The 18,614-nt window shown below is 45.8% G+C and carries 12 protein-coding genes and 1 pseudogene; 12 read left to right on the forward strand and 1 reads right to left on the reverse strand.

The window, feature by feature from the left end:
• The first annotated feature begins 3 nt into the window (after positions 1-3).
• From PLA01S_RS28880 to PLA01S_RS28925, 10 genes are all read left to right on the forward strand, one after another.
• Positions 4-1,563, forward strand: coding sequence for an extracellular solute-binding protein (locus PLA01S_RS28880; RefSeq protein WP_246059909.1), 1,560 nt, complete (start codon positions 4-6; stop codon positions 1,561-1,563).
• A 23-nt stretch (positions 1,564-1,586) separates the two neighbouring features.
• Positions 1,587-2,540 carry an ABC transporter permease gene (locus tag PLA01S_RS28885; RefSeq protein WP_127595480.1) on the forward strand — a complete coding sequence of 318 codons (954 nt, stop codon included), beginning with the start codon at positions 1,587-1,589 and terminating at the stop codon, positions 2,538-2,540.
• Positions 2,540-3,445, forward strand: a complete 906-nt coding sequence (locus tag PLA01S_RS28890) for a carbohydrate ABC transporter permease (protein WP_127595483.1) — start codon at positions 2,540-2,542, stop codon at positions 3,443-3,445. Before PLA01S_RS28885 ends, PLA01S_RS28890 begins: the two co-directional genes overlap by 1 nt.
• Before the next feature lie 36 nt (positions 3,446-3,481).
• The gene (locus PLA01S_RS28895; protein WP_127595486.1) at positions 3,482-5,485 is read left to right on the forward strand and encodes a ligand-binding sensor domain-containing protein; all 2,004 of its coding nucleotides are present in this window, start codon (positions 3,482-3,484) and stop codon (positions 5,483-5,485) included.
• A 45-nt stretch (positions 5,486-5,530) separates the two neighbouring features.
• Entirely contained in the window at positions 5,531-7,822 is a 2,292-nt protein-coding gene (locus tag PLA01S_RS28900) for an FIMAH domain-containing protein (protein ID WP_127595489.1), read from the forward strand.
• A gap of 925 nt (positions 7,823-8,747) precedes the next feature.
• Complete coding sequence (locus tag PLA01S_RS28905) at positions 8,748-9,515, forward strand: nucleotidyltransferase (protein WP_127595491.1); 768 nt, start codon at positions 8,748-8,750, stop codon at positions 9,513-9,515.
• A 202-nt stretch (positions 9,516-9,717) separates the two neighbouring features.
• Positions 9,718-10,377, forward strand: a complete 660-nt coding sequence (locus tag PLA01S_RS28910; RefSeq protein ID WP_127595494.1) for a nucleotidyltransferase domain-containing protein — start codon at positions 9,718-9,720, stop codon at positions 10,375-10,377.
• A gap of 648 nt (positions 10,378-11,025) precedes the next feature.
• Positions 11,026-11,628, forward strand: a complete 603-nt coding sequence (locus PLA01S_RS28915; RefSeq protein WP_127595497.1) for a DedA family protein — start codon at positions 11,026-11,028, stop codon at positions 11,626-11,628.
• A gap of 32 nt (positions 11,629-11,660) precedes the next feature.
• A complete protein-coding gene (locus PLA01S_RS28920; protein ID WP_127595524.1) occupies positions 11,661-12,380 on the forward strand; it encodes a response regulator transcription factor in 720 nt (239 codons plus the stop codon).
• Positions 12,381-12,748: 368 nt separating this feature from the next.
• Entirely contained in the window at positions 12,749-13,480 is a 732-nt protein-coding gene (locus PLA01S_RS28925) for a sensor histidine kinase (protein ID WP_164817541.1), read from the forward strand.
• Between the two features lie 51 nt (positions 13,481-13,531).
• Here PLA01S_RS28925 and PLA01S_RS28930 read toward each other — a convergent pair whose 3' ends face one another.
• The gene (locus tag PLA01S_RS28930; protein ID WP_246059911.1) at positions 13,532-14,284 is read right to left on the reverse strand and encodes a hypothetical protein; all 753 of its coding nucleotides are present in this window, start codon (positions 14,282-14,284) and stop codon (positions 13,532-13,534) included.
• A gap of 1,502 nt (positions 14,285-15,786) precedes the next feature.
• Here PLA01S_RS28930 and PLA01S_RS28935 point away from each other — a divergent pair.
• Positions 15,787-16,017: pseudogene (locus PLA01S_RS28935) on the forward strand (IS1380 family transposase); the annotation flags it as partial.
• 407 nt (positions 16,018-16,424) lie between these two features.
• Complete coding sequence (locus PLA01S_RS28940) at positions 16,425-18,605, forward strand: AraC family transcriptional regulator (protein ID WP_164817542.1); 2,181 nt, start codon at positions 16,425-16,427, stop codon at positions 18,603-18,605.
• Positions 18,606-18,614: the final 9 nt, after the last annotated feature.

An 18,614-nucleotide genomic window follows, 5' to 3' on the forward strand; every position in this document is an offset into this window, starting at 1 on the left:
GCTATGGCATTTCGTAAGCTTGCAATTTTGCTCACCGCCGGGATGATGTTAACAGCCGCTTGTTCCAATGGAGGTTCGGAAACGGAAGGGACCGCTCAATCGGACCCAGACCGTAAGATTACAATTACGGCAATGAAATTCGGGTACGGTGAGCTGCCGCCGAATGATGCGCCCGGCGTTAAGATGATCAACGAACGGTTCAATGTCGATTACCAAATCAATCAAGTACCACAGCCGAGCTACGGCGAGAAGTTGAGCGCAGTTTTGGCATCGGGCTCCATTCCTGATATGCTGGCGTTTGAAGCTCCCGACATATCGAACCGTTATGTCAAATTCGTTAAGCAGAAGGCGTTTTTGCCTTTGGATGATTACATAAAGGAGTATCCGTCTCTTGCCGCAGTTCCGGAATTTGTTTGGAGTCAATTTAAGGTCGACGGAAAAATTTACGCCATTCCGAAATATTATCCGCGATTTAACGTCCTACCGATGATCAGACAGGATTGGTTAGATAATCTGGGCCTGAAAACGCCCACTAACTACGAAGAGCTCAAGCAAGTCGCGATTGCTTTCACGAAGAACGATCCCGATCAAAACGGTAAAAACGATACTTACGGGATCGTCTTAGGGAAAGAAATCGTCCCGAATTACAACCTAGGAGCTTATTGGGATCCAGCGGCTTGGTACCACAAGAACGATAAAGGGCAGTTTATTCCGGGAATTATTTCAAACGCGAGGAAAGAACAGATCCAATGGTTCGCTGATTTGTACATTGAAAACGCCATCACGAGAGACTTTGCCATCATGGATGGAAACGCTTTAAACAAGGAGTTTTATTCCGGCAAGGCGGGGATTTTTATCGGAACTCCTCGTGGAATGATTCAAGCCAACGCGGACAGCTTGCTGCAGCTCGACCCGAAGGCGAAATTCACTTTCATGGCGCCAGCTGAAGCCCCCGACGGCTCCCAGGGACTGGCTTCCACCAGTGGATTTATCGGTTTCATGACCATTTCCGCAGAAGCCGGCAAGGACCCGGAGAAAATTCGCCGCATCTTGGAGATGACGGAGGTGCCTCGGACGATTATTCCTTTGGATCAATCTAATCCGGAGAACAAAGATTTCGATTGGTTATTGGGCGGACTCGGTCAGGGTTACGATATGGTGGACGGGATGGCAGTTCCGAAACCTAATGCGTTACAGGACGGATTTCGTCCGACTTCCTTTTTGCTGGATGACGTACCCTGGCCTAAGAAGGAATCCGACAAGGTTTACAAATATGCAAACCCGATATTGGATGCCGTCGTACAGAAAATGGTCAAATTGCACGGGTCGAGTAAATTTTACGGATCTCCGCATTACGCTGTCTATTCTCCGACCCAAGTGTCCAAAGGAAACGAACTTAATAAATTTATCCTCGACGAGCAATCCAAAATGATCACGGGCCAACGTCCGGTGTCTGATTGGGACGCAATGGTACAAGAATGGATGGCTAAGGGCGGCGCACAATGGATTGAAGAGGTAAACGAAGGCACGACGCTAAAAGATCCTAAGGATGCTTGGGATTAACACATATGCTGGGAGGATCTTAGATGAATCATCGCACACCTCTCTCCGGCCAGCGGACCTCCGTTACAAGGAGCCTCAGGATTAGGCATCTACTTTGGCGAAAACGCTATGCCTATCTGCTGGTTTTGCCCGGGCTGCTTTATTTTCTAGTGTACCGGTATGTTCCCATGCTAGGGTCGATTATTGCCTTTCAGGACTACAGCCCGTTTCTTGGCTTTTTTAAGAGCGATTGGGTCGGGTTAAAGCATTTTGTTACGATTTTCGAGGACCAAGAAGTAGTGCGAGTGCTGTGGAACACACTTGTGCTGTCATTTTTGCAAATCGTCTTTGCATTCCCGGCACCGATCCTGCTCGCGCTAATGCTGAACGAAGTAAGAAGCAAAATATTCAAAAGTTTCATTCAATCGGTCATCTATTTACCGCACTTTCTATCCTGGGTCATTGTCGTAGGTATTTTCACGATATTCCTGCGCGGCGACGGACTGATTAACACTTTGCTGCAGGTCGAATTCGGGCAGGGGGCCATTAATTTTTTAACAACACCGGATTTGTTCCGTCCGCTTGTCGTTTTGCAGGTTATTTGGAAAGAAGCCGGCTGGGGGACCATTATCTTCCTAGCCGCGCTGTCAGGGATTAATCCGAGTTTGTACGAGGCTGCTGTGATGGACGGGGCGAGCCGTTGGCGGCAATTGTGGCATATTACGCTTCCGGGCATCCGGAGCACAATTATCATCATGCTGATTCTAAGGCTCGGTCATGTGCTGGACAGTGGATTCGAGCAAATTTTCCTTATGCTGAACTCGTTCAATATGGATGTCGGCAACGTGCTGGACACATTTGTGTTTTTCAAAGGAATAGATCAGGCGGATTACAGCTTTGCGACTGCGGTCGGTTTATTTAAAGGACTGATTGGTTTGCTGCTCGTCATGATAGCCAACAGGCTTGCGAAACGGTACGGAGAGGAGGGCATCTACTAATGAAAATATCACGAGGTGAACGCAGACTCACCATTCGAAGTCCGTTTTTGAGCGCAGCGTTCGACATCGTTAATTCGCTGATGCTTGTGTTGATCGGAACTGTCATGGTCATCCCTTTTCTGTATATTTTCGCAGTGTCCTTTTCGAGTCTGCACGAATACATGTCGAGCGATTTGCTGTTATGGCCCAATGAGTGGGTGCTGGACTCCTACCGTTATATATTCGCATCCAAATCGTTTATTCGATCGCTGGGTGTCACCATTTTTATCACGATCATCGGCACGCTTGTCAACTTAGCGTTCACCTCCGCCATGGCTTACGGTTTGACGCGCAAGCTGCCAGGTCAATCCTTCATGCTGTTTTTAGTGCTTTTTACAGTTCTGTTCTCCGCAGGAATGATACCGACATACATGATCGTCAAGGAGACGGGTCTGCTCAACAGTCTGTGGGCCCTCATCATTCCATCAGCGATTGCGCCGTTCAATCTCATCGTGATGCGTCAATTTTTCCTCGGAATCCCGGAGGAGCTGAATGAAGCCGCATATATCGATGGAGCCAATGAGCTTACCACGTTCTTTAAGGTCATTCTTCCTCTGTCCAAACCTGCTTTAGCTACTTTTTGCCTGTTCTATGCAGTAGGCCATTGGAACAATTATTTTGCCGGGATTTTATATTTGAACGATCCGACATTATGGCCGATTCAGGTCATTCTGCGGCAAATCGTTCTGCTAAACGATCCGATGAATTCGCTGGGCTCGGTGACGATGATGATGGAAAATCCTCCGCCGCCGGAAACGATTCAGATGGCTGCGACCTTGGTGGCGACCCTTCCGATTTTGATCGTCTATCCGTTTCTACAGAAGCATTTTGCCAAAGGTGTCATGATCGGATCGGTCAAGGGTTAGTATTCACATCCAATAGGAGAGGTTAGTGAAGAACAGATGGAGCGAACGTTCGATGTAGTGGAAGTGATAAGGACGGCCGGCAGGCATACAGGAACGCTGGAGGATCTGGGGGCAGCAGTTCATAATTCAACCTCACACTCCGCTTCTCTGGTAAAGACAGAAGACGGCGACAATTTGATGTATTTGGCTTTGGACGGGTCCCAGGGCCAAGATGCACGGTTCGGAATCGTTGATTTAAATGAAGAAAAGCTGAAGCAAACCCTGCCGATGCCCGGTGCTATGGGCGGGTTCAGTATGACTGCTGCCGGCGACGGCAGCATCTACGTCAGTTCTCACAGTCAGGGAAATGTATACCGTTTCACGCCGTGGGATGGGGAGCTGGAAGTGCTGGGGAAACCAACTCCGGGGACGACATTCGGATATGCACTGATCCCTTACGGCAAGGATGGCGTGTTCGGGGGTACTTATCCGGGAGCGGTATTCTTTGAATATACGACGCACAAAGGTTTCCTCGTGCATGGACCTCAGCCGTTCGCGCAGGGAGAACATTATGTCCGCAGTTTGGCGCATCTGGCTGAATCGGGCATCAGTTATGTAGGAATCGGCTCCCATGCGAGATTGAAGCGGTATAATCACACCACAGGGGAGATTCGCGAACTGCTCCCGGATAAGTACTGGAATGACGAATTTGTATACAATTTGGACATCGAAGGCGGCAAATTGTTCGTCCGCTTAAATCCGTCCAATCGTATGCTCGTTTACGACTTGACGATGGATTCTGGGGGAGGTGTAACGGAACGACTGGAGCGCGAAGTGCCTGGAGTCGGCTGCCTTGGCGTTTCGCCGGAGCATGAAGGATCCGTGTATTACACGTCGGCCGGTATTCTGCACCGATATGTCATCGAGACGGGGCGGTCGGAATCGCTTGGCATCGACACAACGATCATGCCGTTTGAGCTTGATTTTACCGAACTGGCTGATCAGGAAACCTATCCCGGCCAAACTCTCATCGGAATCGGAAGCCGAATGGGGCGGACGCGGATGTTCAAATTCAATCCGGTAACGGGGGCCATACGTCTCATTGATCTGGACATTGATGGAGTGCCCACGAACATACAGTGTGTGGTGGCCGGTTCCGACGGCAACATTTACATAGGAGCATTTCTTGTCGGCGGAACCTCCGTATTGAACCCTGAAACGGCTCATTTTACAGAGTATAAAGGAGTTGGACAGACAGAAAATATCGCCGAAATCGGAGGCAAGATGTACTTCAGCGTGTACCCGCATGCAAAGCTATTCGAATACGACCCGAAGATACCTTGGACTTTGTCGGAAGGAGGAAGCAATCCCCGGATGCTGTTCGACCTGTCCGATGCGGAACAGGATCGGCCTTACGCTCTTGCGGTCGGAGGAGAGGTGCTTTATATCGGTACGATATGCGGATACGGAAAGCTGGGGGGCTCCATCGTTGCATTTCGTCCGGCTACGGGAGAGCGCAAGGTATACCGGAATCCGCTGCCTGATCTAAGTGTTGTAAGCCTGGTGTACCGAAATGGCGTGCTGTATGGCGCAACTAACGTCTGGGGCGGATTGGGAATCGACCGATCGCGCACCGAAGCGGAGCTGCTTGTGTTTGATACTGCCGCCGAGTCGGTAAGAGGCGTTCCTCTACCGATAGCCGGACTGAAAGCGATAACGTCCTTGACGTTCAGTCCTGAGGGACTGCTGTGGGGGATGGCGGAAGGGTACGTCTTCGCATTCGATATGGCTGACGAAATGTGTGTTCATTTAGCGCATTTGTTCCCTGAAATCAGATACGGCGATCAGTACATTTGGCGGGATGCCTCGCTCCGTTTCGGTAAAGACGGGGCTCTCTACGGCACCGTTCAAGGGAAGTATTTGTTCCGATACGATACCGCGAGGTTTGAACTGGATGTGCTGGTTGAGGACGGAGCTAGATTTTTGGCTGAGGATGAAGACGGCCGACTGTACTTTTCGGACGGGAAGACGCGAATGCGGCGTTATACGATGACAGTTTAAACGTACGGGCGTGCCGCGCGATTAAAATGATGAGGAGGTTGTTTTATGATTCGATGTGCAAATAAGCTGATCATTTGGATGTTAGCTGCCATTATAGGGGTTGGAATGTCCGCTGCGGTCCCCCTACAGACACATGCGGAGGGACAGGATCCCGCCTCCGGCGTTTACGAAAACCTAGGCACTGCTTTGAAACGGGTGGTCGGCATAGGCGGAACTCCGTTTGACGGCCCTGACGGAACCCCTTATATAAGCGTTGCCATAAACGGAAGTCCCGCTCAATTCGTTGTCCTCCATGCGTTGACGCTGGAAGTTGTAAAAATCATTGATATTCCCGGTACCACCACTACTTCCGCACTTGTAACGGGGAGTGACGGCAAGGTGTATATCGGCTCGACTGGTTCTGGCGAGCTATTCCGATATTCGCCCGGTGCGGATGCGTTGGAGCCCCTTGGAAAACCGGTTGCAGGCGAAACGCATATTTTTGATGTTACCAATGGCCCGGACGGAAAGATTTACGGAGGCACATATCCAGGCGGCAAACTATTTGAGTACGATCCGGGAACTGGTGCGTTCCGGAGCTTCGGTACGCTTGTACCCGGAGAGAAATATGTCCGGCAGGTTGCCTATGATAGTGAGCGCAGCTTGTTCTATGTCGGAACCGGGACGAGCAACAAGCTGGTCGAATTCGATCCGGAGACGGGTTCCGTATCCGCCAACTTCATGCCCGAATTTCTTGCCATTGAAGAATATCCCAACAGCATTGATCTGATCGGCGGCAAGCTGTTTATCCAATTGAACAAGACTGGCACGATGATCGTGATGGACAAGACGACGAAAACAATCGAACATGAGCGAAAAGTAACCTCGGCCCATGTCATTCCTTCGCCACAGGGCGACAAAGCGTACATGTTCTCACCGGGCGATGCTTTTCTGCACGCTTACGATTTTGCAACAGGTCAGATCAGTCCAGTCGTACGATTGGGCGGATTCAACAGTTGGAAATCTGCGAGGTTCGTGAATACGGGAACGCCGCAGTCGCCGGTCTACACATTATCGGCGTGGGCGGGCTATAATGCGGCTTTAACGTACGAGATGAGCACCGGGACACTCCGGAGCAAGACGGTCGATGTCCCGGGACAGCCGATTGAAATTCGTTCGATTGCAGGGGGACCGGATGGGCGCGTCTATGTTTCCGGGTCTCAGGGCGGCACGGGTATTTATGATCCTTCTACCGGAACGATGGAGTCCCGAACGTCGGGCATCAGCCAAGCAGAAGGCATTGCTGCGCTAGGGGATGTCCTATATTTTGGTGTGTATCCGCAAGCGAGAGTGTCCATGTTCGATACGCGTCTTCCGTGGGCGGCGGGCAATCCTGTAGAAGTGGCGAAGTTCCAAGCGGACAGCCTGCAGGACCGTCCTTTCGGCATGATAGCTGCGGAGGATATAAACAAGCTGTTTATCGGCACTGTACCGCAGTACGGGGAACTGGGCGGTGCGTTCGGCATCTACGATCCCGCTACGAAAACACTGCAGAGTATTCGGAATCTGGTACAGGATCAGAGTATCATTACGCTTGCCTACAAAGACGGAAAAGTCTATGGAGGCACTTCGATATGGGGGGCTTACGGGGCGCCTGCGCCGACAGCGTCAGAAGGAAAGTTGTTCGTATGGGACGCGGCAAGCGGGCAGAAGGAGCTTGAAATAACGCCCGTAGCCGGAAAACAGGCCGTTACTTCGCTCATCGTGGGACCCGACGGCAACATCTGGGGGTTTGACGAGGGTGTCTTGTTCATCTTCGATTCAGTGTCGCAGACGGTGACGGAACAGCATCCGTTGATGGACATCCGCTACGCCGGGACACTATGGGCGGACGCATACATGCTGACAGGGAAGGACGGTAATGTTTACGGGACGGCACGGGGTGTCTTCTTCCGGGTGGACGGCAAGACGAAACAAGTGACCGTTCTTGACGACACCCGTCAGTTCGGCAATTTGACGCAAGATAACAATGGCGCCCTCTATATGCGTTCTGGGATCGAAGGCAAGAAGCATGAACTGTGGCGTTACACGAACCCTGATTTGGCGATGGGCGATCTGCTGGAAAGCATGGAGCAACACGGCTTGAACAGCGGTGCGGCTGAAGGGAAAATGGCTATACTGCAGAACGCTTTGAGTCAGGCGGTCCATCACGAGGAGAATAATAATTTAGAACAAACTGTTCATTTCATGAACAAGTCCTTAGACATTTTGGACGACGATGCGGAGGATTTGAGCGAGGAAATCCGAAGCGAACTTCATTCCAAAATCCTAACTTTGGTAGGTCTGTTGCAGGTATAGAGCGATATCAAAAAGCCTGTTCACATTTCCCTATCGGGCTAATCAAAACGGGTGGAGCAGTATTATTAAATTGTCGTCTAAATATATGCAGCCGATCAGAATGACCGGCTGTTTTTTGTTCAATTTACGGGCAGCGCCAGGGGGAAACGGAGAACTTCTAATTTTGATTTCTAAAAATGCACATATATAATGTATGACACGATAATCCATAGGATTTGTCTGATGACACAAAAGTGTCTACAATTATTAGTTCGGGGAAAGCTTGATTAATCAGGCTTTTTATTTTTCTGTAGTAATAAATGTCATTATAAAATGTACAAAAGTGACCCATTGTAGGATTATGACATAAACGTGGCTACATTGTAGTTAGCTTCGGAACGTACACATGTGCGCAACTGATTCGAGGATTCTTTCTGTTGACTTCATTCCGTCCATTAGTGGCATTCACTTGAGTCGCTTTAAGTGCTTCCTGGCCGTTCGTCGCTAAATCAGCGTCATAGCCAAGTTTCTGTAGGATGCAAAACAATACGACTCGATTGATTTTCATGATAAGCAACCACCAGTACATGTAAATTGGATCAAATAAATGATATCATTGTTCTGTAACGCTGTTAATAAGGGGAGGTTTGTGTTGTCGGGGGACAAGAGCATAGTCCCATTTGAAGTCGCTATTTTAGTGGCTTTTTTGTTTTATCGGTACAAGTTCTTGTCCAGAGCCAAGGACAAGAACTTGTACCGATTACCGAAAAGGACAAGAGTATAAGCCGATTACCGATTAGATAAGCATTGAACTATTAATTAAATTTATTAAGCTAACAGGCAGGGGAGTTTATTGATTTCGCGAATACTCTACATATGAAGTTATTTACGAAGTTCGTAGATAAGACGTTAGCCGAAAGAAGTTCTTAGTTTAGGAGGAGTCTATATGATATTAGAAAAAGTTATAAATAGAATTGTAATACAAAGTGAATATAAGGATTTTGTTGATAAGTATATAGATAATATACTTACCGAATTTAAAGGTAAGTTTCATAGCATTTATATGTGTGGCTCGATTCCAAAAGGAACTGCTAAACCTTTTAAGTCAGATGCAGACTTTACTATTGTATGTGTAAATCCCAAAGATATTGATTACGAAAGATTGTCAAATATTAAAGACAGGCTTTTGGAAGAATATCCAGTAGTAACTAAGATTGATACGATAATTTGCTCGATTGACGATGTATTAAGTAAACCAAATGAGTGGGGTTTTTGGGTTAAGATAATTTGTGTTTGCATATATGGTGATGACGTTGGTGAAAAAGTACCACCGATAATTATTTCTCCAGAGTTCATTTTAGACTTAAATACAGAGACCAAGGAGGAAGTAGATCGTATACATGGTTTACTTTCTAATGCTAGTGATAACACAATGAAAACTAGATATATTAAAGGTTACTCTAAAAGATTAATTCGTGCATTATACTCTTTGGTTTTAGAAGATACAGGTGTATGGCAAGATGACATTATTAAGATGAAGAATGCCATATTAAACTATTGTGAGATTGACTCCGCTTTAGTTGATTATCTGTATGCTTGTTACTTGGATAGTAATGTACTTGTTGAAGAGTTTCTGGGAATTGCAGATGAAGTATATAGCTATTTTGAGAACGCCTTAAATGCAATGGCTGCTTCCAGAACTTCCTTCGGCTAACACCATATTTACGCTCCTGGTCACTCTGAGAAGCGAGTGACCACATCCAGCCCCCTAAGCCCGTCGGGACGTCACTGCATTAGGTGTTCGGCAAGCCTCACAACTATAAGCAGCGACTCTAAGGGGCCAGGACGTCGTCAATACAAAACGTTATCAGTAATTACTGCAAGTGATGCTATAAGATGTATAGGAGTTGATTGTTATGAACTCAATAATTGAACAAGCAAAACAAACTTTCGAAACATGGGGAATTGAATGGGCCATTTGCGGAGGAATGGCTATTGATATATTTCTGGGCGAAGAGACTAGAAAACATTATGATTTAGATCTATTCGTTTTCTGGTCAGATAAAAGAAAGATTATTGAACTAATGTTGAAAGATGATTGGAGAGTATTCGAAGCATGCGGAAATGGAGTGGTTCAAGAATTACTAATCGCAACCCAAGCAACCGAAAACCACCGGAATTTATTTTGTTTCAAAAGAGATGAGCGCAGGGTTTCATTAGAATATATTAGTGAACAGAAATATAGATTTCATTTTGAGGAAAGGGAACAAAATGAATTTACATATATTGAGTTCTTATTTAACACAAAAGATAAGGACTATTTTTACTTTGTTGATCAACCTAACATCAAAAGAGAGTTATCAAAAACAATAATACATCAGAATGAGACTCCATATCTTTCACCTGAAGTTGTACTTTTGTATAAATCAAATTATGTAGATGATAGAAGTGTTGGTAAACATGATAATGATTTTAACAATACAGTATTACATATCGACATGGGGCAGAAAAAATGGTTACGGGAATCCATTCATCGATTACATAATGGAAACCACAAATGGCTAATGCACTTGTAAGTAGGTTCCATAGATGGCATTGACATCTGATAACATAGTATTCATGCTGCGGGCTGTCTGATGCCATCCCTTGATCCGCCAGGTGATTGACAGTGAGGCTGGATCAAGCGGATAAAACCTTTGTGAACTTGATAAAATAGTTAGGAGGACAAGTATTACATGATTGATTAACGACAAAAATATTCAAAAGTGTCGAGGGACAAAAACATGGTCCCATTGAAAGTCGCTATAATAGCGGCTTTTTTGTTTTATCGGTACAAGTTCTTGTCCCGAGCCAAGGACAAGAACTTGTACCGATTGCCGGAATGGACAAGGACATAAGCCGATTACCGATTAGACATATATCTAATCATTTTCCAATCGCTATTTCATTAAGCTAACGGGCAGGATTGCTCAATAAAATCATAGAATACCTGCTGCTGGCGCGGCTGATCGCGGTATACATCCCCGTACTAATCTTGTTGCAGGCAGTCGATGACGGGAATGAAGCGATTGCGGCAGAGGTGAAATCCAACATCATGCGGGCACTCATTCGTTCAGGTTCTATTCAGGTAAATTTATGCTATTGTTCAGTATGGCTTTCAGCCGTGTTTATATTCTTTGATTAAACTGTAGGGAGTGATGTGACACAATTCAAAAGGAGCAAAAATGAACATGATGGAAATGGTCGAGCGTTTGTTTGAACAATACGGATACTTGGTGTTATTGATTGGATTACCTTTGGACTTTATTGCATTGCCCATTCCCCCCGGAAATAGTACATTAACATTCACAGGGTATTTATCTTATAAAGGCATACTGGATGTAATTCCGGCCTTTTTTATGGCGTTGGTGGGATCAATAGGGGGAGTGACATTCACGTACTGTATCGGCTATAAGTTGGGAGCACCCTTGTTAGAACGCTATGGCAGGTGGTTGTTTCTGAAGCCCTCCTCTATGGAAAAGGTACGACATTATTATAAGAAAAACGGGAATAAACTGCTGCTCATTAGCTTTTTCATTCCGGGAATTCGACAATTTATCGGGTATTTCATTGGCATCATTCGTCTTCCTTTACGTACTGTCGTAATCTATGCGTATACGGGTACTTGTTTGTGGGTGATTACTTTTTTTGCAATCGGTTATCTTTTCGGAGATCAATGGAATCATATATTCGATCTTGTAGAAAAGTATATTAAAATTATACTTATCGGATCAGGATGTGTCCTGAGCGGTTATCTCATCATGAAATGGCTCAGGCGTTGTAAGTAAAGTTGCAACATTCGTTTAAGTGGAGGCGAGGAATAGTGGATAGTAGATTGCTCCTGGTAGATGACGAAACTGGGTTGCTAGATATGTTGAACTACCTGTTAACGAAGGAAGGCTTCAAACACGTTAGTTTTGCAACTTCAGCCAAAGAAGCGCTTGACCGCGTTCAAAAAACGGATTTTGATCTTATTGTACTCGATATTATGCTGCCCGACTTGGATGGCTTTGAATTGTGTCGGCGCCTCCGTGAAGTAACAATCGTTCCAATTCTATTCTTGACTGCCCGTACGATGGATATGGATAAGATTATGGGGCTTACCATCGGAGGCGACGACTATATTACGAAGCCGTTTAACCCGCTAGAGGTAGTCGCTAGAATCAAAGCGCAATTGCGTCGTCAAAGTTTGACTAAATCCCAAAGAGCCCCTGACAAAGAAGTATACGATTTTGGGGCGTTCCAATTGTTTAAACAAGAGGGACGATTGATGGTAAATGGGCAGGAAGTCAGTTGTCCGGCCAAAGAGTTCGAGCTCTTGTTATTTCTGTGTGAACATCCCAACCAAATTTTTAGCATATCACACATATACGAGCAAATTTGGGGGTTGGAAAGCATTGGGGACGAGAATACAGTGATGGTTCATATCCGGCGATTGCGACAAAAAATTGAAAAGAATCCAAACGATCCGAAATGGATTATCAACATTAGGGGAATGGGCTATAAGCTCCTCAGCTCCCCGAAGGAGACAGACAAGTGAACCTGCAGAAGAAATTGACGCTTCACTATGTTGCAGTTATCGTAGCAGTCATGCTTTTTTCTTATGTCGCATCTTCGATAACCCTTTTGCTGTTATTTGGATTCGATATTAGTTTTTATGGAGCCAAACTTGTATGGTCAGGCTTATTTGACGACTCCTTTTTATTAGTTACGTTTTTTCTTGCTTTTTCAGTCTTTTTTTTCGGGGCTTCCTTCATGTACGGCCGTGTGATGAGCGAGCCATTATTTTTTTACCTGGATTGGGTCGAACGACTGTCACAAGGAAAATATAATGTCTTGGAAATACCAAGGTCCAGAAGCAATAAATCTCCGATTGGCTTTCGTCTATTCCACGAGTTGACTGAAAAAATGAGGCAACTATCCGAGCGTCTGTCGGCGAGCGAGATCGAACGAATGGAATTGGAAGACTTGCGCAGAGATTGGACTTCCGGCGTAACGCATGACTTGAAAACACCGCTTTCTTATATTCAGGGATACACCACGATGCTGTTATCAGACGAGCACCAGTGGACGATAGAAGAACAAAAGAAGTTTATAACCATTATGCAGGAAAAAGCCAATCATATGCAACGACTGATCGAAGATTTAAGCGATGCATTCCAATTCGAGAACGGTGTCGTACGGCCGATTTTGACACAAAGCAATATCGTTACGTTCGCGGCTAAAGTTATGGAAGATGTACGTCAACAGCCCGCAGCTCGGAATAAGCAGTTCCGATTCGTGGCGAAAGAAGATTCGATCTTTTACGAGTTTGACGAAAAATTAATTGAGAGGGCATTGGTTAATCTTTTGATGAATGCGGTTCTTCACAACCCGCCTGAAACGCTCATTACCGTTACCGTTCAAAGGAACATTAACTTGTGTATTACGATTTCCGATAAAGGTGTCGGGATGAGTGAGAAGGAGAAAAACAACCTCTTTCAGCGATACTACCGCGGGACCTCAACGGAAGCACCCATTGGCGGTACTGGACTCGGCATGGTTATAGCAGAGCAGTTTATCGCAGCGCATCAGGGCGCGATCAGCGTCCAAAGCGCCCCAGGGGAAGGGACTGTGATCGCAATCCATCTTCCCTTATAATTGGATATTAGTGATAACGTGTTCCATGTTGTATCTGCTGGTAGTTGGATGCTATGCGTTCTGGCCTACAAAGAAGAAAATTCCACCCATTATGACGATTAAGATGAGCCATTTCACAGTGGTTGATATGTTGGGCATTGGACCGTCTCCCAGAATCTTAAGACCGAGAGGCGTCAACGCAACGCAGAGTCCACCTACGGCAACTAAAGTGTCCCAGCTAGTGCCTTTGAGAACGCCTAAACTGTGTATTCCCATCAATCCCAAAGCGATTGAGTAGGGCAGATTGAGTGTTCGGGAACGGAAGGTGCCAATAGCGAGAACGAACCAACCAACCATACCAGAAAATAAGATCGTAGCGATAACGTAAAACCCCTGATAATTATACCTGTAAGAATCACTAATAAATGTAGTTGCGAGTTCTAAACCTTGGAATTTAACCAGCCAGTAAGCAAGATGATCAACGCCAGCGTGAAACATGCGTACAAAGAGTCCCAGTATCACGAAGGTGCCACCCCATAAAGCCCATCCGGGATTTTTAGCGCCTATTAACTTGACAAGCAATAGGATGCCAGGCCATAAAAGTATAATACCGGCAGTGAACAAGCCGTAGGACGCTGCCATAAGTGACGGTTGCTCTTTAAAGGCTGCTAGTTGTTGAGGATAATAGTAGTGGTACTCTACCCGGAGAAGTTCCCCTGCAAGAAGAAAAATCGGCCCTAGTACCAGCGACAACCCTCCGATCCATCTGCCCGGAAACCAAAATCTTTCTTTGTTATAATCTTTTGTTAAAAAAATCCCATTCATAAAAGTTCTCCTTCTGGTCAATAATTTGTGGTTTCACACTCCCAAGTCATAAGATATCATTCAAAGATAAACGCATTTGAAACAACACTTGAACAGGATCGGAACTTCACCTGAACTTAACCTGAATATTGTTAGCCATAATTTGAATCGAAAGAGGGTTCACTCGATGGGATTTTTTATTTATAAGAGATTTGAGTGATACCGAAGACGGCAAAGTATAAATGTTCTTGTCATCAAAATCAGTACTGGTTAAAAAATGAGTTTGAAAAGTTCCAATAACTGAAGAAACGGTACAAGGGGAGAAAAAGTGAGGTAGCCGTGCTTTCTTTGGCAGCTCGTTGAACTAACTGGCAGGATATTTCAATCGTTTCTCGAATATTTCTCTGAGTTGGATAATTTTACGAACTTTGTGAATATAACGTTATCTGAAAGATACGAAATGATTATTTTTTGAAGGGATGATTAGTTTGAAGCAAGGGATATTAGTTTTTCTAAATGGAACATATAGAGGCAGCCGGCTTTTTTTTGGTCGGATAATTAATATTTGTCGGTGACAAAAACATTGTTACATTCCCGATATGATTTCATCGACGGCGGCAGACGCCCTTTTATTAAACTAACGGGCAGTTTAAGGTAGTTTTGCGTTACGCACATTCCTGTTCTCGGGAGTTGCTTACATCAGCTCCGATGACATTTACTACGTCCTGGATTCCGAGGATGGAGGGAGTTGTCGGTGGACAAGAACTCGTACAAACAACGGATTGAGTCAAATCATAGGTTGCCTCAATCTGTCCGAACAAATGTGATAAAATGTAATTAATAAATGAAAGGGAGTTGATTTTATAAACTTATCGATCATAGCTCTTATCCTCGTTGGGATAATCACCATCTATGCAATTGCATTTACAATGATAATTAAGTTACTTGGCCGGAAATTTAAAGACAAATCCAATATGTATTTTCTTTATGCATCCATTATCTTGGTTATCCAATCTTATCTTATCATTCAGGGTTTTTTAGGAAAACAGCCTTTAAGTTCAGTCAATATTTTATTTTTCTTCATGGGTGTTATGCTGATTTTCCAAGGAATAAAACGAAAAAAATCAAATATGTAGCAAGGTAAATAAGCCACTTGGAGAGGAACCAGGTGGCTTATCTATGTTATATACAATTCATCAGTCTTCTAACACAATCGCTAATAAAAGTTATGAAATTCATTAAGCAGCTTACAGGCAGTTAATTGAGATAAAAGTATGGCAAATCAGAAATACCCAGCCAGATAAACAAAAATCATTTTGGAAGGGATATAATCTTTTAGCTCTGTATTTACTGTTACGCTAACGGGAGACGTTAGTGGAATGACGTTGGGATTTCACATAAATTAGGGTGGTAACTGAAATGGGGTAGGGTAACCAAATGCAAAGTAAATCGTTTGAGTGGGCAGATTTTATGACTAAAGTGCTTCAAACTGCGGGAAACGAAATAATCAAATTGCGTAATGTTTTCGCACATTGCAAAATGACGCGCTCATTCTGCGTTTTCTTGGTGGACGCTGTCCGCATCAAACGTTGCTCTATAAGGAGTTGGAGCGACTGAGCAAGTCCAGACCTACCCTGACTCTCGACCTGAAGAAGCTCAACATGGAAGTGATCGCCCCGTGTCTGCCTGCGGAACTGATTGCAGATTTGGACTCTACGGTCGAAACCGTCTACGGCAACCAAGAAGGAGCAGCCATTAATTGACGAAATCGATGAGATACACGGCGGAAAAACATGGCCCTACAGTAAAGTGATCGAAGATGGCTATTATGGCTATTCTTGCTTAACCGTCTTGAAGAATGGCGAAATCGGCTTCCTTTACGAGCGTGTATATGACTATTCGGATTGGAACAAACCTTTACGCTGGACTGGTTGAAATCATAGACATTTACTGCAAAACTGCAGCTTTTCCCCATGGGGAAAGACTGCAGTTTTTTTATTTTCTCCATTCCAGAACCCGATTCGCCAAATGAAAACTAGGCGAGGGGATGTGTTCATGCTACGATTTCGCTGAAGTCGGCAATACAGTTCATGCCGAAAGAGGACGGTGGCATCCGCGCGTCGTATACCATAAACAGCAACCGGCGAACGGAGGTCAAACCATGGGCAGATGGCTGTCACAAAACCACATACGGCTTTACGTATGGGTGGGCATCATTTTTACGATTATTATCATTCCGTATTCCTTGTTCTTGTCCAATCAGTTTTCGAAGTTTGCTTATTCTCAAATGGATTTGTTCCATCGGGACAAAATCATCCATACGGCGAGCCAGACCGAGTTTATTTTGAATAAGCTGAAGACTTACGGACTCAACATGTATGAGGATCCCAACATTCAAGGCTGGCTTCAAATGGACCGGACAGATCCGCTCGCAGATATGGAAGCGCTTAACACGCTGACCAGCTTTATGTCAACGGAATCGTTCATCGAGCGGGCGTATCTTATCAATCTGCAAACGCGGCAAGTGTTCGACTCGCAGAAGGGTATCGCGGCATTCGATACGTTCGAAGATCAAGCCATGCTGAAGCGGGTACAGGAGCAGCAGTCGTTGTTTCTGCAGTTTTTTCCCCATGAGGTGCAAGGTGTTGCTCATTTGTCGCTCGTTGTTCCGTCAACGCCCGCAAAGATATATACGCACGGCTACTTGGTTCTCTTGTTGAACAATCAGGAGCTGCAGGGCCATCTGCTGGCCAATAACAAGGAACTGGGCACGGATATCATGGTCCTTGACGAGAACGGGCGCAACGTGCTGACCGGCCTGGAGAGTGAAGTTGATGCTGCTTCCGGGCTGTTCATTCATTCGGCGTCTCTATCGTCTCAGAAATGGAAGGTGTACTCGCTAAGCGAATTGAAGAGCTTTAAGAACCAGGCGGAAGCGTTCCAGCGGTGCATGGTGATGTACTCGATCCTGCTTCTCATTCTGCTGCTGGCCGCAGCGCTGTGGAATTCACGCCGGACGATTATGCCGTTTCGCAGTCTTGCCGAGCAGCTTCAGCGGAAGTTCAACGGGGCAGGCGAGAATGCCAAGGCGCCGATCCGCGATGAATACAGCATTTTAAAATACGGCATTGAGAAGCTTTCCAGCCAGGTCGACGAAATGAACATTTCCCTGCGGGATCATCATCATCTGATCAAAACAGAGTACATGCGTCAATGGGTTCTGCAGGGAAGAATGAACCGGACGATACGGGATGAGATTTCTGATATGACCAGCCTCATCCATAGAGAGCGGCTTCGCCTTGTCGTTATGAAGATCGAGTCGTATCACCATTTTGTCGAGCGTTATGATATTGATTCCCGCCGTCTCCTTAAATACGCTTTGTGCAACATTGCGGAAGAAGTCATCCGACTTGAAGGCGGGGCTGTGGAAGCGATCGATTTGGCTAGTGACAATATCGTGCTATTGATCGGTCTCGACCGTACCGAAGACGAAATGAAGACACTGCTTGAAGCGATAAAGCTGCATATCCGTCAATATATCCGATTGAACGTTTCAATCGCCATGAGCGAACCGAAGCACACGGACGACGACCTGCGATCGGTATACGACTATGTTAACGATCTCACGCTGTTAAAGTTCGTCAGCGGCAGCGACCGGATCTATACCGAGAACGATTACGAACGGTATGTCCAGATGATACAGCCGGCTGCTGAGCTGAAGAGCATCGACAAGCTGCTGGCGTTGGTCAAGGCCGGCAACAGTGAGCAAGTCGTTCAACGCTTGGAGGAGTTGTTCTCGCAGCTGGCCGCCATGAAATTTTCAGAATGCAAAGTGCAGCTTACGGTACTCTTGTTCGCCGTCGTGAAGGAGTTCGATAAATTATCGGCGCTGCAAGGGCTAGACGGCATCGACAAGCTGCTCGCGGGGTTTCCGACGCTTCAGGATTTGCGCAGGTGGCTGGAGCGTGAGCTGCTCGATATTATCAACCAGCTGAACAACCGGCAGGGATTGGACCGGAAAGAAAAGCTGGCCGAAGAGATGGTCGCTTATATCGATTACCATATCCATGACCCGATGCTGTCGGCGGAGGACGTAGCGAAGCACGTATCGCTGTCTGCCAAGTATGTAAGACAAATATTTATGGAAATGAAAAGCCAGCCGCTCTCGGCTTATATTCTGGAGCTGCGGATCAATAAGGTGAAGGAGCTGCTCGTCACATCGACGATGTCTGTAACGGATATCGGGGAACGGTCTGGGTTTTTGACAAAAAGCTATTTCTTTACAGCTTTCAAGAAAGCGACCGGCCTGACACCTAATCAGTATCGGCAGCAGCATTTATGAGAGGGGGCC

Origin of the sequence: Paenibacillus lautus NBRC 15380, assembly GCF_004000945.1 — a bacterium.
Lineage (GTDB): Bacteria > Bacillota > Bacilli > Paenibacillales > Paenibacillaceae > Paenibacillus_AQ > Paenibacillus_AQ lautus.

Excerpts from the sequence above, each read along its gene's own strand:
- PLA01S_RS28880 (WP_246059909.1), top strand. The coding sequence starts at position 4 with ATGGCATTTCGTAAGCTTGCAATTTTGCTCACCGCCGGGATGATGTTA.
- PLA01S_RS28885 (WP_127595480.1), top strand. The coding sequence starts at position 1,587 with ATGAATCATCGCACACCTCTCTCCGGCCAGCGGACCTCCGTTACAAGG.
- PLA01S_RS28890 (WP_127595483.1), top strand. The coding sequence starts at position 2,540 with ATGAAAATATCACGAGGTGAACGCAGACTCACCATTCGAAGTCCGTTT.
- PLA01S_RS28895 (WP_127595486.1), top strand. The coding sequence starts at position 3,482 with ATGGAGCGAACGTTCGATGTAGTGGAAGTGATAAGGACGGCCGGCAGG.
- PLA01S_RS28900 (WP_127595489.1), top strand. The coding sequence starts at position 5,531 with ATGATTCGATGTGCAAATAAGCTGATCATTTGGATGTTAGCTGCCATT.
- PLA01S_RS28905 (WP_127595491.1), top strand. The coding sequence starts at position 8,748 with ATGATATTAGAAAAAGTTATAAATAGAATTGTAATACAAAGTGAATAT.
- PLA01S_RS28910 (WP_127595494.1), top strand. The coding sequence starts at position 9,718 with ATGAACTCAATAATTGAACAAGCAAAACAAACTTTCGAAACATGGGGA.
- PLA01S_RS28915 (WP_127595497.1), top strand. The coding sequence starts at position 11,026 with ATGAACATGATGGAAATGGTCGAGCGTTTGTTTGAACAATACGGATAC.
- PLA01S_RS28925 (WP_164817541.1), top strand. The coding sequence starts at position 12,749 with ATGAGGCAACTATCCGAGCGTCTGTCGGCGAGCGAGATCGAACGAATG.
- PLA01S_RS28930 (WP_246059911.1), bottom strand. The coding sequence starts at position 14,284 with ATGAATGGGATTTTTTTAACAAAAGATTATAACAAAGAAAGATTTTGG.
- PLA01S_RS28940 (WP_164817542.1), top strand. The coding sequence starts at position 16,425 with ATGGGCAGATGGCTGTCACAAAACCACATACGGCTTTACGTATGGGTG.